The sequence below is a fragment of the Treponema sp. OMZ 798 genome (genome assembly GCF_024181385.1).
In the GTDB taxonomy this organism is placed as follows: Bacteria; Spirochaetota; Spirochaetia; order Treponematales; family Treponemataceae; genus Treponema_B.
On the sequence record NZ_CP051305.1, the window covers coordinates 2,825,522 to 2,841,880 of the forward strand.

The 16,359-nt window shown below is 39.7% G+C and carries 17 protein-coding genes; 6 read left to right on the forward strand and 11 right to left on the reverse strand.

Going from position 1 to position 16,359, the window contains the following annotated elements; translation table 11 throughout:
• Position 1 precedes the first annotated feature (1 nt).
• From E4O07_RS13065 to fliQ, 5 genes are read right to left on the reverse strand one after another with little or no spacing between them, the layout of a single operon-like run.
• Positions 2–208 (reverse strand): DNA-directed RNA polymerase subunit omega, encoded by a 207-nt coding sequence (locus E4O07_RS13065; protein WP_253686517.1) that lies wholly within the window; start codon positions 206–208, stop codon positions 2–4.
• A 38-nt stretch (positions 209–246) separates the two neighbouring features.
• Positions 247–2,343, reverse strand: coding sequence for a flagellar biosynthesis protein FlhA (gene flhA, locus E4O07_RS13070; RefSeq protein ID WP_253686519.1), 2,097 nt, complete (start codon positions 2,341–2,343; stop codon positions 247–249).
• 8 nt (positions 2,344–2,351) lie between these two features.
• Entirely contained in the window at positions 2,352–3,524 is a 1,173-nt protein-coding gene (flhB, locus tag E4O07_RS13075) for a flagellar biosynthesis protein FlhB (protein WP_253686521.1), read from the reverse strand.
• Positions 3,521–4,315: a flagellar biosynthetic protein FliR gene (fliR, locus tag E4O07_RS13080; protein WP_253686523.1), complete on the reverse strand. Its 795-nt coding sequence runs from the start codon at positions 4,313–4,315 to the stop codon at positions 3,521–3,523. Before fliR ends, flhB begins: the two co-directional genes overlap by 4 nt.
• A gap of 19 nt (positions 4,316–4,334) precedes the next feature.
• Positions 4,335–4,604 carry a flagellar biosynthesis protein FliQ gene (fliQ, locus tag E4O07_RS13085; RefSeq protein ID WP_253686524.1) on the reverse strand — a complete coding sequence of 90 codons (270 nt, stop codon included), beginning with the start codon at positions 4,602–4,604 and terminating at the stop codon, positions 4,335–4,337.
• A gap of 130 nt (positions 4,605–4,734) precedes the next feature.
• On the opposite strand from fliQ, the gene E4O07_RS13090 reads away from it, so the two are divergent.
• The 3 genes from E4O07_RS13090 to E4O07_RS13100 all read left to right on the forward strand — a co-directional run bounded on the left by E4O07_RS13090 (position 4,735) and on the right by E4O07_RS13100 (position 7,694).
• On the forward strand, positions 4,735–5,886 hold the full coding sequence (locus E4O07_RS13090; protein WP_253686526.1) for an iron-containing alcohol dehydrogenase: 1,152 nt from the start codon (positions 4,735–4,737) through the stop codon (positions 5,884–5,886).
• Position 5,887: 1 nt separating this feature from the next.
• Positions 5,888–6,685, forward strand: a complete 798-nt coding sequence (locus E4O07_RS13095) for a TrmH family RNA methyltransferase (RefSeq protein ID WP_253686528.1) — start codon at positions 5,888–5,890, stop codon at positions 6,683–6,685.
• Positions 6,686–6,815: 130 nt separating this feature from the next.
• Entirely contained in the window at positions 6,816–7,694 is an 879-nt protein-coding gene (locus E4O07_RS13100) for an Rpn family recombination-promoting nuclease/putative transposase (RefSeq protein ID WP_253686530.1), read from the forward strand.
• 1 nt (position 7,695) lies between these two features.
• Here E4O07_RS13100 and E4O07_RS13105 read toward each other — a convergent pair whose 3' ends face one another.
• From E4O07_RS13105 to E4O07_RS13120, 4 genes are all read right to left on the reverse strand, one after another.
• Positions 7,696–8,538, reverse strand: a complete 843-nt coding sequence (locus tag E4O07_RS13105; RefSeq protein ID WP_253686532.1) for a RipA family octameric membrane protein — start codon at positions 8,536–8,538, stop codon at positions 7,696–7,698.
• A gap of 10 nt (positions 8,539–8,548) precedes the next feature.
• The gene (locus E4O07_RS13110; protein WP_253686534.1) at positions 8,549–9,010 is read right to left on the reverse strand and encodes a hypothetical protein; all 462 of its coding nucleotides are present in this window, start codon (positions 9,008–9,010) and stop codon (positions 8,549–8,551) included.
• 88 nt (positions 9,011–9,098) lie between these two features.
• A complete protein-coding gene (locus E4O07_RS13115) occupies positions 9,099–9,314 on the reverse strand; it encodes a leucine-rich repeat domain-containing protein (protein WP_371921986.1) in 216 nt (71 codons plus the stop codon).
• Between the two features lie 30 nt (positions 9,315–9,344).
• On the reverse strand, positions 9,345–10,418 hold the full coding sequence (locus E4O07_RS13120; protein WP_253686536.1) for a leucine-rich repeat domain-containing protein: 1,074 nt from the start codon (positions 10,416–10,418) through the stop codon (positions 9,345–9,347).
• Between the two features lie 497 nt (positions 10,419–10,915).
• Between E4O07_RS13120 and E4O07_RS13125 the strand changes: the two genes are divergently transcribed.
• Genes E4O07_RS13125 through E4O07_RS13135 form a run of 3 tightly spaced genes read left to right on the forward strand, consistent with a single transcriptional unit; the run spans position 10,916 to position 13,516 of the window.
• The gene (locus E4O07_RS13125) at positions 10,916–11,557 is read left to right on the forward strand and encodes a hypothetical protein (RefSeq protein WP_253686538.1); all 642 of its coding nucleotides are present in this window, start codon (positions 10,916–10,918) and stop codon (positions 11,555–11,557) included.
• Between the two features lie 24 nt (positions 11,558–11,581).
• Positions 11,582–12,823, forward strand: a complete 1,242-nt coding sequence (gene hutI / locus E4O07_RS13130; protein ID WP_253686540.1) for an imidazolonepropionase — start codon at positions 11,582–11,584, stop codon at positions 12,821–12,823.
• 51 nt (positions 12,824–12,874) lie between these two features.
• Positions 12,875–13,516 carry a cyclodeaminase/cyclohydrolase family protein gene (locus E4O07_RS13135; RefSeq protein ID WP_253686542.1) on the forward strand — a complete coding sequence of 214 codons (642 nt, stop codon included), beginning with the start codon at positions 12,875–12,877 and terminating at the stop codon, positions 13,514–13,516.
• Between the two features lie 65 nt (positions 13,517–13,581).
• Here the strand turns inward: E4O07_RS13135 and E4O07_RS13140 are convergent, their stop codons facing one another.
• A complete protein-coding gene (locus E4O07_RS13140) occupies positions 13,582–14,640 on the reverse strand; it encodes a threonine aldolase family protein (protein WP_253686544.1) in 1,059 nt (352 codons plus the stop codon).
• A gap of 47 nt (positions 14,641–14,687) precedes the next feature.
• On the reverse strand, positions 14,688–16,307 hold the full coding sequence (locus tag E4O07_RS13145) for an ATP-binding protein (protein WP_253686546.1): 1,620 nt from the start codon (positions 16,305–16,307) through the stop codon (positions 14,688–14,690).
• Between the last annotated feature and the right edge of the window lie 52 nt (positions 16,308–16,359).

Below are 16,359 nucleotides of genomic sequence, written 5' to 3' on the forward strand. Positions count from 1 at the left end.
TTTAGTTGAATTCCGGGTGCCGTTCTACCTGATAATTTACCTCGCCGGTAAAAATCTGCTTTGCTCCGGCTGAAACAACCTTGTCTCCGCTTTTTTCGACATTGGGATCTTGAATTTTAGCCAGTTGATAGGCCCTTCTTGTCGATGCGCATGTAATCTCGTAAATATTGTCATCAAACTCGATGAGTTCTTCTAATGGAAATATCATGGAGCTATTCTAACATCATTTACGAAAAAAGTCAATCATTATTGAATTTCGGGCGTTATGTTTCCCATACCGATGACCGAAACATCCTTTGGAATTTCGGGGACGGATAAGACAGGAACCATGGGCATTTCGTATTCGAGGAGTCTCTTTATTAGGAGGCGGCCTTCTTCGGGAACAAGGATGACTGCGATGCCTACAAATTGGGCATTAAAGTTGTTGTATGCAGTTTGAACTGCCCTAAGCCATGCTTTTTTAGATTCAATGTCGATTGCAGGCTGAGGCCCGGTCAGGGTGTCAATACGGCTTGCCAAAACGGTTTGGAAAAAGGCTGAATCTACCATAAAAGCCCGCAGGGCCTTGTCTTCTCCCAAGTATTGCTGAACAATCTGTCTGCCAAGTCTTTGTCTGACTTTTTCGGCGATTATATACATGTCTCCGGTTATGCGTCTATAGTCTGCTATTGTTTCAAGGATGGCAGTTGTGTTGCGTATGGAAACGTTTTCTCTAAGTAAGCACTTAAATACGGTTTGTAAGTCACCCAATGTCAGCTTGTCGTTTGATTGAATTTCATCAACTACGATTGGGTTTAGTTTTTTTGCGGAATCCAAGATGTTGCTTACCATCTGCCTTGAAAGGATATCGTCTGCATGTGTTTTTATAACCTGAGTTAAATGAGTTGCTATTATCGAAGGCGGATCTATTACCGTGTATCCTGCCCTTTCGGCGGCGGCTTGGTTTGCTTCCGAAATCCAGATAGCCGGGAGGCCGAAGGCCGGATCTAAGGTAGGCTCGCCCGGTATTTCATCTTGAACGTTTCCCGGGTTTACCGCGAGGTATGCGCCCATTCTTATCTTTGATCTTGCTACCTCGGCCCCCTGTATCGTGATACAATATTCATCGGGGGGAAGATTCATAGCATCCATCATTCTGATAACCGGCATTACAAGGCCTGTTTCGAGGGCTATTTCTTTTCGTATTCGTTTTACTCTGGGCACAAGATCGGAGCCTCTTTTTTCATCGACCAGAGGAATAAGGCCGTATCCGAACTGTAAGGATAGATCGTCATAGGGGCTTACAGCCTTGGTATCATCCGTTTCGGTTTTTGCCGCCTTTTCCGATGCAGCTTGAGCCTCTTTGGCTGCCTGTTCTTTTTGAGCCCTTGTTACCCTTGTTGTCTGCAAGCGCCAGCCTAAAAAGGCAAGGCTTAGTGCTATTAGGATTAAGATTATTGACGGGAAGCCGGGTAAAACGGCCATTACGGTCAAGGTAACAGCGGCTATGTAATAAACAGTCGAATTGCGTGCAAATTGATCTGTTATGTCCTTTCCGAAAGAACCTGTCGAAGCTGAGCGGGTTACTACAAGACCTGTTGCAACCGATATAAAAAGAGAAGGGAGCTGGGCTAAAAGTCCGTCACCTATTGTAAACCTTGTGTACATCTGCAATGCCTTGCCGAAGGCTTCTTGTCTAAAGATGATACCTACAATTAAACCGGCTACAATATTTAAAACCGTTATAAAGATACCTATTTTTACGTTTCCTGAAACGAATTTACTTGCACCGTCCATAGCCCCGTAAAAATCGGTAGATCTTTGCAGGTCTTCTTTTTTCTTTCGAGCTTCAGCTTCAGTGATAACGCCGGCATTGTACTCTGCCTCTATAGACATGCTCCTCGTGTTATTGAAGTCTAAGGCAAAACGGGCTGCAACCTCAGCGATTCTTGTTGCACCCTTTGTGATTACAAAGGCTTGGACTGCAATCAAGATAATAAAAACTACAAAACCTATGACCAAGCCCTGATTTCCTGAAGAGCCTATAACAAATTTGCTGAAGGCTGCTATCATCTTTCCGTCAAAGGCTTCTCCATATGTCAAAATCAATCTTGTAGATGAAACGTTGAGAGCAAGCCCGAATATTGTGGAGACTAAGAGCAATGAAGGAAAAACCGTAAATTCGGTAGGCTTATCTACAAACAAGACTATGAGCAGTATTATCAAGCTGAATATAAGATTCAGTGCCATAAAAAAGTCCAAAAGAGCTGTAGGCAGAGGAATAATAATTACAAATATTACCATGATAGCTCCTATGGCTACCAAGGAATTTGGTACTTCCTTAAAAAATCTGTTTTCGGCCATTTATCGTTTTACCTCCATCTTTTCCTTAACATTTCTTTTTCTTTCATAGAGTAAATTTTTAAGAAAATAATTGAAAGCGATTGATAGTACTCGCTTGGAATTATCTGTCCTAAATCGACGTTTGCATAAAGGGCTCGCGCCAAGGGAACATTTTCGATTGTGGGAATATTGTTTTCTTTGGCAATCCTTTTTATATTTTGAGCTGTTGCATCAACTCCCTTCGATATAACCATGGGAGCAGGCATAAGCCCTTGTTTCCATTGAAGAGCGACAGCATAGTGGGTCGGGTTTGTAATAACGACATCTGCATCCGGAACATTTTTTATACCGGTTTTTTGCAAGATTGCCTGCATCTGCCTGTTTATCTGGGCCTTTACCATCGGGTCTCCTTCCAATTCCTTGTACTCATCGGTTACTTCCGTTTTTGACATTTTAAGGGATTCGGAAAACTGCCGTTTTTGAAAAAAGTAATCCGGAATACTTAAAAGAACCAGAGCGATAGAGGCGTAGACCAATATTTGAGCTGCCGTTTTTGCTATAAAGATTATCGAATTGGTAAAATCGGATTGAAGCAGGGCTATCATCTTTGTAATATTGTTTTTTATAACAAGATAGCCTATAAAGCCTATGATGACAACCTTAAAAAGCGATTTTGCCAGATTAAAAAGTCCTTCTGCAGAAAACAGTGCCCTTTTAAAGAACCTTGCAAAGTTGGGTGTGATTCTTTTAAAATCGGGCGTAATCGGTTTTGTCGAAAATAAAAAGCCCCTGTTTTGAATAATGTTTCCCAAAACCCCTGAAATTAAGGCCACTGCCGTTATCGGGAAAACCGTTCTAAAAAAATACGAAACAAAGATCCCGAACCATGCTCCGTTTAAAACGTCCTCTGTTGTACAGCGTTCAAAAAAGAAAGAGATGACCTGCATTAAGGATTTAAATATGTAGGGGCCCATTATTATAAGAGTAATTACGGGAAGCAGCACCACCATCGCAGCATTTAGATCCTGACTTTTTGCAACCCTTCCTTCTTCCCTGGCTTTGCGTATCTTATATTCGGTCGGGTCTTCAGTTCTGCCTTCATCTTCGGCAGCAAACCACTGCAAGCCTATTGTCTTATTGAGGAGGAGTTCTTCTTGCGAAAAATATCTTTGGTAAAGGATGGATGATTTTCCGGATATCATTTAGTACCTCTCAAACTGTCTAAAAGCCGCCAAAAATCCGAAAAGCCTTTTTCCAACATAATTTCAAAGGTGTTTATAAAAAAAGGCAGAGCAATGGTCAAAATAAAAAATGCGGTTAAAATAGTAATTGGGAAGCCTTCAGATAAAAGGTTCATTTGAGGGGCTGCCTTTGTTAAAAGTCCCATTGTTATGTGAATTAAAATCAGGGTTCCCATAACAGGCAAGGCAATTATCATCGCATTAAAAAAAAGATTTCCAACTGCCCCTAAAAGATAGGTTGAAAGCACATCCTGTCTTTCTAAAAACATAAAGCAGTTGACATGTTCGATGCTCTTCATTATTCCGCCTAAAAAAAGGCGCTGGAAACCGTTTATGCGTAAAAAAATAAGGACTGCAATAAAGTTAAAATATTGACCTATCAAGGGGTTTTCAACTTGTGCAAGAGCATCAAAAACTCCTGAAGCTCCGAAACCCATCTGAAACGAAAAAAACTGCCCTGCAGTGCTGAATGTAGAAAACAAGATGCTTATAAAAAAGCCTGTTAACACGCCGATGAGCCCTTCTCCTAAAAGTAAAAGAAGATACTCAAGACTGAAGGCATTTAGATTTCCGAAGTTGGGATAGGCATAGGGGGTTACCATAAATGCAGTTAAACCCGCAAGAGCAACTTTTGCGATTCGTGAAACATTGCGCATCGACATTAGGGGAGATGTCATCAGCATGGCAAAAATTCGGACTGCTGCGAGTAAAAAAATAGGTTCTTTATTTAGGATAAAATCAAAGGGCTGCATTTATTTTATGGAATGACCCTTATCTTACCAGTTGAGGAATTAAATTCATTAAAGAAACAAAATATTCCCTTAACACCGTAATCATCCAAGTTGCCAAAAGGGCAATCATTCCTAAAATAGTTAAAATTTTAGGAACAAAGGTCAGCGTCTGTTCCTGTATAGAAGTAGTCGCCTGAAAGATTGCAACAATTAAGCCTACTAAAAGAGCTGCAACTAAGATGGGTGCGGAAAGCATCAGTATGATACCTACGCCTTCACGCATTAAAGTAACTATAGTACCTGTAGTCATAGTCCCCTCCATAATGACCTAGGGTTTTCTGTCATTATAAACAAAAATGCTATATTTTTCAAGGCAGGAATTAAAATTCAAGTTTAAAAAAAATATGCCGAAAATTTATTCTGTAGAGGAATTTGAAAAGATGGCAGATTTTGTATTTAAACTTTCATCAAAGGTTATTTTAGGTAACTATTCTCTTGCCCGCATCGGTGAAGAAGTCATAAAATTCGGTAATAATTTTATGTTTGTAGTAGATCCGTTTTTTGAAGATATGGGCTTGCTCGATAAGATTCGAAAATCTCTTGAAGAAAAGCATATATCCCTTTTTATTTTTAACGGTTTTGAGCAGACAGCCGATTCTGAGGTTATAGAAAGGGCACTTTCATTAGCCAGAGGGGCTCATATAAGGGGAGTAATTGCCTGCGGAGATATGACTGCCTGTGCCATAGGGCGGGCTATAGCGGCTCTTTATAATGAAGATAAACCCGTATACAGATATATTGAAGGAGAGCCTATCACGGCAGAAGCCTTACCTCTTGTTCAAATTCCTACAAGCTGCAGTGACCCCTTTTTGTTCGGAAATTCAAGCTTCATCGTCGATTCACGAAATAGAACCATAAATTTATTAAAGATAAAAGAAGACCTATGCGACCTTGTAATTTTCGATTCAAATACCTATGCAGGGCTTGCTCCAAACGCAATGACTTCAATGATTTTTGCAGGCCTGTGTTCTACCTTTGAGGCCTATGTTTCGACACGGGGAAGCTTTTTTTCGGAGACAATTTTGGGTAAGGCTGTCGAGATATTTTTAATTTCCCTTGACCCTCAGCATGAAAAATTGGTAGGCATGCCCAGAGAGGAACTTGTGGCGCAAGCTGCCTGCCTTTCGGCTATAGGAATTGCGGCTTCCGCCCCGGGACTTGGAACAGCTATAGCTCTTGCTGCCGGAGGACGATACAGAATAGCAAGCCCGCTTATTTCGAGTATATTGTTCCCCCATGTTGTTAATGATGCCATTTCTTCAAGTCTTTCAAAGACTGTTGCCGTTGCGAGAATGTTAGGCGAAACCATGCTTGAAGGCGGAGATGCAGCCGAGGTTGCAAAACGAGGTATTGAAGAAATTAGAAGAAGACTTGCCGAGGCCAATTTACCTATACGTTTAAAAGACATAGATTTAACTATAGAATCCCTTGTGCCTGTTGCAGAGGATGCCGCCCGTTTGAGTTTTATGAACTACAGTCCAAGGCCTCTTGCAAATCACGATATTTTTGAAATTATAAAACAAGCCTTCTAAGATGCCCGAGATTTTTAAGCTTTATAACTTACCGCAAAAACAAAGATGCCGTAAAATATTGCGTATCTTGGAATCGGCTGAAGCTGCCCTTGTGCAAAACAAGGCTGACGAATTTCTTGATGCTTTTTATCTGCGTTCTCTTTTAAAAATCATTTTAGAAGATTTAGAACCTTCCTCTGCAATAAAAATTCAAAACTGGATTGAAAATCCGCAAGAAAACGATAAAAGAAAAATTATCAATTTTGTACGGTATGAACTTTACAAAAAACTTGATACGGCTCCTGCGGAGTGGGATTTGATTTTGCCTAATTCCGGTGCCGATGAAATTGCAAATTTCAGGCGGACTTTTTTTGAAGGAGTCTATGTCTATGCCGAAGACATACGCACCCCTTTTAACATAGGCTCGATTTTTAGAACAGCCGAATCCTTCGGGGTCGAAAAAGTTTTTTTATCTCACGACTGCGTTTCTCCTGACAACCCCAAGGCTAAAAGAACGGCAATGGGCTGCACCGAATATCTTCCATGGGAAAGAGTCGGGCTTGAAAGCCTTCCTGACCTTCCTCTGATTGTGCTTGAAACGGGCGGAACGGATATTTCGAAGTTTGACTTCCCCAAAAAGGGAATTGTTGTGATAGGCTCGGAAGAATTGGGGGTCAGCCCCGAAGCTATAAAAAAAGCCGAAGGACGGGTTATCACAATTCCCATGTACGGAATAAAGGCCTCGATAAATGTGAGCGTTGCCTTCGGTATCTGTATGCAAAAATGGTGTGAAGCTCTTACGGCAGACAGGCGTTTTTAATTGGTAATTGGTAGTGGGTAATGAGAGAAACTTGTCAAGTTTCATGATTGCCCTAGCTCAAATTTCCCCCACAGCTTATACTGGATTTTTCAAACAAAAAGGTGTATAATTAAAATGTGAGGGAAAGGCTATGAGTATTTCAAACAGAAAATATAAAGATTCAGTCTTCGTCGATTTATTCAGTGAAGACGAAAAAGCAAAAGAAAACTTTTTATCTCTTTACAATGCCTTGCATAATACCGAACTCAAAGATACGGAACAGCTGAAAAATGTCAGGCTTGATCAAGTTTTATATATGTCATTTTATAATGATGTCTCCTACCTTGTAGATAACAAAATCATAGTTTTAGCAGAGCATCAATCGACAATCAACCCAAATATGCCTTTACGTTGTCTTGAATACATAAGCCGCCTTTATGAAACTCTTTTCGAGTCAAAAGAAAAATACAGCCGTAAACTCCTAAAAATTCCAAGACCTGAATTTTATGTCTTTTACAATGGAGAGGAACACTATCCTTCCGATAAAACATTAAAACTATCAGATGCTTTTATAGAAAAAGCAACAGAAACTAATCTTGAGCTGACCGTTAAGATAATAAACATAAATAAGCAAAACAGTCATCCGATACTTGAAAACTGCAAGACGATGTATGAATACACAGTATTTGTAGAAACAGTGCGGAGATGGAAAAAGGCAGACCCTAAAAACGGCTTTGAAAAAGCGATTGAAGAATGTATACAAAACAATATTTTGAGAGACTATCTAAAGCGTAAGACTAAGGAGGTGTTGAATATGTTACTAGCCGAATATGATTATGAAACAGATATAGCTGTACAACGAGCAGAAGAGAGAGAAATAGCCTTTGCTGAAGGAATATCTCAGGGTATATCTCAAGGAGTTTACCAAAACAAGCTTGAAACGGCAAAAATGATGAAGGGTATGAATTATCCCATTGATGATATTTGCACAATATCGGGTCTAAGCCAAGAAGAAATAGAAAACCTTTAAATTAATTATCAAGATACGATGAGCCGAGTTTTTTCTTTAGGCGGTAAATAAGCAAAAAGAGGAGTAAGATTGCTGTAGGAAAGATGATGAGGATGGGCGGCCAAGGGTCTGCAAAGATGGTTTTGCAAAGCCAATAAATGTGGAAAAATAGGGCGAGGATAAAAAACTTGAGGCTTATTATACCTATCATTATATTGACCTTAGAAACCGAAAAAGAGCCTCCGGCAGTAGAAAAAAGGCTTTTGTCTATGGGGTCGCCGTGGCAATTTTTAAGACGCCCAAAAACATATTCGCTGTATCGTCCGGTGGTTTTGTTGCAAAAGATTTTATCGAGTTCGGATACGCCTTTGGCTTCATCTTTACTCTTCCAGAATCGGGGGTTACTGCTCATTTTTGCCAAGTTGCTTTCGTATATTTCGTACCAAGCCTTTGAGCCCTTGCCCATAATAATCCAAAGCACCGAAAAGATTATACCTAAAAGGGAAATGAGGATCGGAACCGCACCGAATGTAAAAAGTAGCGAAAAAGACTTATCTTTTTTAATTGAAGTTTTAGTTTCGGGGTTGTTGTTCGGGTTTATGATTAGTGTATACTCCGTTGAACCTTCTGCCTCTTTTTTGTCCGCATTAAGTGTTACAGTAATTTGATTTGGGCTTAAATGCGGAATAAAGATGTCTTTTACATAAAAAGCATAGACGCTTGCAATGCCGAGTAAAAAAGCACCAAGGAAAACAGACCTTTGCCAAAGGTGTTCAAGCTCAAAATCCCTCCCGTGCCAAAGATAATCGTAAATGTCCTTTGCTGTGGGTCTGTCTTTTTGTTCGTCCTTTGATGTATCGGTCATAAAAGTCTCCTTATTTTGAAGTGATGTTTTGACAATAAGTTTCGAATATTTTGGTAAGCTGTTTTTTATAATACCTATTCATAGTTATAATCTCTTCGGTTGGTGTAGGATTTTTGGTTGTTTTTAAGTCCATATCTCCTTTAGGTGTATTTACCATATGTTTATCCCTATCGTCTTCTAATCTTTTAAGAGCCTCGTCATAGGCGTATGTTAATAGGGCTTTTTTGCGATTATCTTCTGAAAATATAAGATTGATTACGGTAAAAGCAATAATAAAAACTATAGTAATACCTATAAAAAGTGAAGTTATGATAAATACATATTGATTGCCTAAAGGGTAAACAATTAACCATAAAAAAATTAACAGTCCAATCGCAAAAAGACTTAAAAGCATAAATATTACATAAGTGCAGATCGGCATTTGCATTTTTTGTATGTAGTTTTCAACCGATAAGTTAGTTCCTTCACTCATTCTTTTTCTCCTTAAAATATTCAATTTACAATGCTTAATTAAGAATTAAGTCAATTCCTAATTAAGCATTTATAATTCCTAATTTATTTTAGTTTTTCTTCCAGTATTTCATGAAATACTTTCTGCTTAAAAAACTAGCCGCTGTTTTGGGGTCTTTCAATTCTTCTTCATTTATGGGTGCGGAATCGTCCTCATACGCATTCACAGCCCAGCCGTTGGTATCTGCAAAGACCGCACTCGTTAAGCCCTTGCAGTTTTCAAAAGCAAACTTGTCTATTGTAGTCAGGTTTGCGGGTAAGTTTATGCTTTTTAAGTCCTCACAGCCTTTAAAAGCTTACCATCCTATTGTATCCAGGTTTGTGCAAGAAGATAGGTCTATGCTTGTTAAGCCCGTACAGTCGTTAAAAGCATAGCCGCCTATTTGGGTAAGGCTTTGAGGTAACTTTACGGAAGTTATTCCGCTACAATCTCTAAAGGCTCCCTTATCCTGGTTGTCGCCTTCTTCTATTTCGGTAATACCGTCGGGGATTATTATTTTGCCTTTGGGTTTTGCTCCGCTATAGCCTTTCTTGTCTATAAGTTTGATTTTATCGCCTACGATATTAAATTTGGCTTTGGCATAGTTGGTTACGGCGTATACGGTTATGTGCTTGTCTATCTGGTAGCCGTCGGTCAGTTTTGCTCCGTTTTCATTGTCAAGTCTCCATTCGTAAACCTCATAATCGCCGCCCTGCCATTCGGGTTTTAAGTTTACCTTAGCTTCTACTTGAGCTTTTATGTCTGCCCATTTTTTGGTTTCGGTAATGGGAATTTCGATGAAGTTTTCTTGAGATATTTCTGTTCTTTCATCACCTTTTATGGTAATGTGGAAGTTTTTATTCCAGAAGGCCTTGTATTCTGCATCTTGAACAGGAAAGGTTGAAGGAAGTTCCGGCTCCCAGTACCAAAAAATATGTTCAGTCTTTGTCGGCTCAACAAGATTTATATCTGCTCCGTATCTGCTCTTTAACTTATCACCATCTATAAGAGGTGTAGTAGTACTTCCGCCTTGTAAATCAAGTGTGATGGTAATTTCGTTTCTGTTATACTTAATCTGCACTACCGTAGACCCGTCTGCATTTATTGAGGTTTGGCTAAAATCTTGCACCGTAAAGCCCTCATAGGCTTTGGCCTTCGCAGAGGTGGTTTCGCCTGCCTTACCGCTTAAGATTTCCCTCTCGTACACGGTGTACTCATCGTTACCGATATTTTGCTGCAAGTGTTCTACCGTGTAATTATATCTAGGATCAACCTTAGGCTTACAGCCGGTCAACAGCCCTGTCAATAATACCATCGGCAGCAAGGCTGCCAATACCGATGCAGTAAGATTTACTGCCCCAAAAAAGGATTTTCTTTTACTTTGCTTCATTCCTCTTTCCTTCCTTTTTAATTTATTTTTTTATTTAACCGCTAAGGGCGCGAAGCGTTGAGTTTACGCTCAACTTCGCAAAGAATTTTAAGGTAGTCTTTGTATGATATTCCTTTATAATCCTTGGCACTTTTTGTGCCTCTTGCGGTTTTATTAAACGATGTGAGAAAATTATATCCTGTGTGTGATTGTTTAAATTTAGCCGCAGAGAGCACAATGGTGTTAAGGAATGTGAGGAGGAATTTGTAAGGTGTTTCTTAATTATTCTTTGCGGTTTATCTAAAAGAGTGCTGAGTGCTGAGTGATTATGGGTTTGCTTTCGGTTTTGTCAAGTAGTTTGACATGCTTATCAAAAGTTTTAATATTCGAATACTCTCTTTTCCCTTTCATAGTTTAGTATTATATAATATTTTGTATGGAATAGCAAGGCTCTTTTTAATTGTAAGCCTATTGAAAAACATTCTTTTTAGTGTTATCTTAGTTAATCAGAGGTGAAAATGAAAAAAATTAAAATTGTGTTTTTTATGGCAGTTCTTGCATTTATTTTGACGGGATGCGAGCTTATGGATTCTTTAGCTAAAGAAACTGAAATAATCAAACAGATCAAGGATGAAGATTTACGAGGGTACACCGTAACATGGCTTATTTTTGCGGATGACAGCGATGCCTTAAAATCGGCCGCCTATAAAAAAGCCGCTTCTTATTATAAAAAGGCATCCGAAAATGCCGGTTTAAAAGATCAATTTCAAATTATAGTTGTTTCCGACGGTATAGAAAAAGCAATTCGTGAAAAGGTAAAGGAAGCCGGATTTGATGCGGATTGTTTCCCGTTAAGATGGAACGGAAATGTAAAAAATAAATATAACCCTGATGACAAAAAAAATTATTCCGTATTTTTCGATAAAAAGGGCAGGGCTCTTTTTAGTATGACGGAAGACTGGAAATTTGAAAATTACGGCGGACTTGCGGATTATTCTCTTGAAGCCGCAGGCTTGAAGAACATAAACGAATTAAAAAATCCTCTTACCTTTTTTAAGACCTTAAATAAAATGCAGGAAGACGATATTTTTAAATTTATAAACAATGCCGTAAATTTAAATCTAAAAGAGATTTTAAGAAATTTTATAAATCAAGATTAGTTTTATTTTTATGGAGGACTCAAAATGATTTTATTTATAAGCGACAGTATTTTTACTTCTACCGAAAAAAAGAGCGAGGATTTTGATAAGGCCTTCGCAGGTTACATAGTTGTAGAAAACGGTATTATTCAAAAGGTCGGCAAGGGCGAGGCTCCCGAAAGTTTAAAAAGCCAAGCCGAAAAAATAGTTGATGCAAGAGGAAAGACCATTACTGCAGGTCTTGTCGATGCCCACACCCACTTGGTGCACGGTGGCTCGCGCGAACATGAGCTTGCAATGAAACTCGAAGGAAAGAGCTATCTTGAAATACACGCAAGCGGAGGAGGCATTTTCAGCACCGTAAGAGCAACAAGAGCTGCCTCAAAAGAAGAGTTGACACAGAAGGCTATGACCAGTCTTGACCGAATGCTTATTCACGGTACAACCACTGCCGAATCAAAAAGCGGTTACGGCCTCGACATGGATACCGAAATTAAGTGTCTCGAGATAAATTCTTATTTAAACGAAAATCATCCTATCGATATTGTTTCGACCTATATGGGTGCCCATGCAACTCCGCCCGAATTCAAGGACAACAAAGAAGGCTATATCAAGTTTATGATAGAAGAGGTTATGCCCGAAGTTAAAAGACGAGGCTTGGCCGAATTTTCCGATGCCTTTTGTGAGGACAAGATTTTTTCTGTAGAAGAAACCGAGAGAATAATGAAGGCTGCTAAAGACCTCGGCTTTAAGTTAAAGCTTCATGCAGACGAGATAGTTCCTTTAAAGGGTGCCGAGCTTGCCGCAAAGATGAATGCACACTCTGCAGAGCACCTGATGGCAATCTCCGATGAAGGAATTACGGCCCTTGCAAAATCGGGAACCGTTGCCGTTCTTCTTCCTGCCACCTCTTTCTTTTTGATGTCGCCTATTTATGCGCCTGCAAAAAAGATGATTGAAGAAGGCGTAAGGGTCGCCCTTGCAACCGATTATAACCCCGGAAGCAGCCCGACCGAAAACCTGCAAATGTCTATGTGGGCGGCTTGTTTTAAGATGAAGCTTTTACCTGCACAGATTTTACGCGGAGTAACCATCAATGCGGCCTATGCAATCGACCGCGAAAAAACTATAGGCAGCATCGAAGAAGGAAAACAGGCAGACCTTGTTATCTTTGATGCCCCCAATATTGATTACCTTGTTTATCACTTCGGCGTAAACTCCGTTGATCAGGTTTGGAAAAAGGGAAAGCTCGCTGCCGAAAAAAGGCAGGTAGTTTACAAGAACTGATTTTGATTTTAATTAAATAAACAAAAAAGTTTGAACAATAGGAGATTTTTTATGGAATTAGTAAAGATGATGGTAAGTGCCTTTGTTGACGAAACAGCAAGCGATTCTCCGGCCCCCGGAGGCGGTTCGGTTTCTGCCTTAGCAGGCTCGCTCGCCTCGGCCCTCGGTCAGATGGTTATCCGCCTGACGACAGGAAAAAAAGCCTTTGCTTCTCTTGATGAAAAAACTCAAGAGGAATTTAAGGCTCAGCTTCCTAAACTGGAAAAGGCACAAAAACGATTGGTCGAAATCATTGACGAAGACACTCAGGCCTTTAATGCCTTTATGGAAGCCTTAAAATTACCTAAGGACACTGATGAGCAAAAGGCAAAACGTAATAAGGCTATGTCCGATGCTACTGTTGTAGCCATGCAGGTTCCGCTTGAAACAGCTAAAACCTGTTTGGAAGTTTTACGCTTTTTACCCATTGTTGCCGTTCACGGAAACAAAAATGCCGCATCCGATGCAGGTGTTGCAGCCCTTAATGCCCGCTCCGGTTTGGAAGGCGCTATCTTAAACGTCAAGATAAACCTAGGCGGTATCGACGATGCCCCCCTCTGCGAAAAGACAAGGGCAGAATGCAATAAGATGCTTGAAGAAGGCGAAAAGCTAAAGACCGAAATTTTAAAGACAATCTATTCAAAGATCGAATAGGTTTAACTGCAAAGTCCAATTGGCGAATGAGGGGAGCAAGGGTCATTTGAATTTTTTACGAATTATCAAATATCTTTGCTCCCCTTGTTGTTTATCTCGTCCAAGTATTCAAAGAGTTTTTTTACGGCTTCTTTTGTTGTAGCCCAAGAGGTGCAAAAGCGTACGGCTGTTTGATTTTCTGAGATCTTTGTCCAAAATTCGCATTTAAATTCTTTTTCTATTTTAGTTAAAAGACTGTTTTCGATTATGGGAAAACTTTGATTTGTTGCGCTTTCCATAAAAAAGGAAAAGCCGCGTTCTGAAAATCCCTTGCGTATCATCTTTGCCGTTTCGTTCATCGTTTTTCCTATCTCGAAGTAAAGGTTGTCTGTAAAAAGAGTTTTAAACTGAAGACCTAAAAGCCGGCCCTTTGCGAAGAGACCTCCCTTTTGTTTTTGGATGTACCTAAAATCTTTTTGAAGATCGGGATTGTTTATTATAAGGGCTTCACCGAAAAGGGCTCCCATCTTTGTTCCGCCTATATAAAATGCATCCGTATATCTTGCCAAGTCTGCAAGGCTTAAATCGTTATTGTCCGCTGTGAGGGCGGTTCCTAGGCGGGCTCCGTCAACATAGAGCGGAACGGAATATTTTTGAGCTGTCAGCTTTAAATCCTGTAATTCTTTTTTTGAATAAATGGTACCGAGCTCGGTAGGGTTCGAAATATAAATCATCCCGGGCTGAACCATGTGCTCTGCTGTAGGGTCTTCATAGTGAGCTTTTATAAGAGCTTCTGTCTGTTCTGCCGTTATTTTTCCGTTTGTCGATTCGATGGTAAGAACCTTGTGTCCGCAGGCTTCTATGGCTCCCGACTCATGCACGTTTATATGTCCGGTATCGGCCGCTATTACCCCCTGATGGGGCCTTAGTACCGAAGCAATCATTGTCAGGTTTGTTTGTGTTCCGCCCGAGAAAAAATAAACCTTACTTTGAGGGGCGTCCAGCTCCTTTAAGATAAGGTTTGCTGCTTCTGTACAATATTGGTCACAGCCGTAACCTACAGTTTGCTCTTCATTTGTTTCCGTTAATGTCTTAAGAATTTTTGGGTGACAGCCTTCGCTGTAATCGTTTATAAAAAAATACATACTTGCTCCCTATAAAACTTTTTGTAAGTAATTTCCGAATTTTATTTTTAAACTTGTTCACTTTTCCATTCCCCGATAGTTCTTTCTTCTTCATCAAAGCTTGAACCTATCAGGATAATCTTTTTACCCTCTCCCTTAAATTGTGCGGCATAGCCCTTCTCTTTTATCTGAGCTATTGCATCTTCGGCGGTGCCTACACTCATCAGCTTAAACTCAAAGATGTAGATTGTGTCTCTGGTATGCACAATGCAGTCAGCCCTGCCCTTTGCACAGTGGATTTCAGTCTGTACAAATTGTCCCATAAGCTTAAAGATTAGGTAGACTGCCGTCTGATAGTTTTGCTCCCTTAGTTTGAGCTTATCTTTAGGCAAGTTATCGTAAGGAACGCCTGCTATTATAGCCTGCATCCGCTCCATAAACCCGTCTACATTCCCTGCCCTTACATCCTCTACAAACTCCCATACCGAAACACCTGTTTCGTCAGGCCCAAGAGAGGAGTAGGCAGGTAAAAGATTTTTTAAAAAGCCGAACCTCACCTCATCATTAGGAAAGCCTAAGCGGTAAAGGTTAGATTCTTCTATGTATTCTTTTATCGTTAAATATCCCGATTGAAAAAGTATGGGTAGGGGATTTTTTGCATCTGCCCTATATAGCTCTATACCTGACTCATCAAGCTCAACTTTTCCGTCCAGCTTGGGTATATTGTAATAAGCATCTTTTAGGTAGTTTACCAAAAAGGTAGGTGTACCTGTTGAGAACCAGTAATCCTTTAATTGACCGGAATTAAGAGTGTTTAATATGCTGAAAGGATTATAAACCGACTCTCCTAAAACACTGAACTTATAGCCGTCATAACGCTTTTTTAATTCTTCAAGCATTTTGTCATAAGAGTTTTTAGTGTTATTTGCTAATCTTTCTATTTCGGGTTTAAAGGTGTTTTCTATTTCGCCTTGTGTCAGTCCGCATATTTCGGCATAGTCATTGAGCATACTTATATCCTGCAAATTGTTTAAATCGCTGAAAATGCTTATTTTGCTGAATTTTGTTACACCCGTCAAAAAGGCAAAGCGTATGTACTGGTCGCAGGTTTTTATTACGGAATAAAAGGCTTTTAGCGTGTTACGGTACTCTTCGTTCAAGGCTTCGTTTACCCCCATAGTCTGTAAAAGAGGTTTGTCGTACTCGTCTACTAAAATAACTACTTGACGGCCGGTTTTTTCATATAAGGTTGTAACTATAGATTTAAATCTATCTTCAATACTTCCGGATGTTTTTGTGATACTATAAAGTTTTTCCCAGTCATCTAAGTGTAAATTTATAATAGTTAGAAGAGCTTCTTCATTCTTATAATATTTTGTATTAAAGTCCAAATAAAGTACAGGATATTCTATCCAAGCATCGGTCTTTTCAATTTCGGCTCTTTTTTCTTCGGCCTTTTCGATGTACAGGCCTGTAAATAATTCTTTTTGGCCTAAAAAGTAAGACCTCAAGGTTGAGAGAAAGAGGCTTTTACCGAAGCGGCGCGGACGGCTCAAAAAGTATGGAGAGGAAGTACGAACAAGGCTAAAAATATAACGAGTTTTATCTACATATAAATAATTATCATTCCTCATTTTTTCAAAGCTTTGAACGCCTATAGGTATCTTTCGCGATAAATCAAAATCCATATCAAGCCTCCTCAAAGATGATTATAACATAAGACAGGGTATTATTCAATGT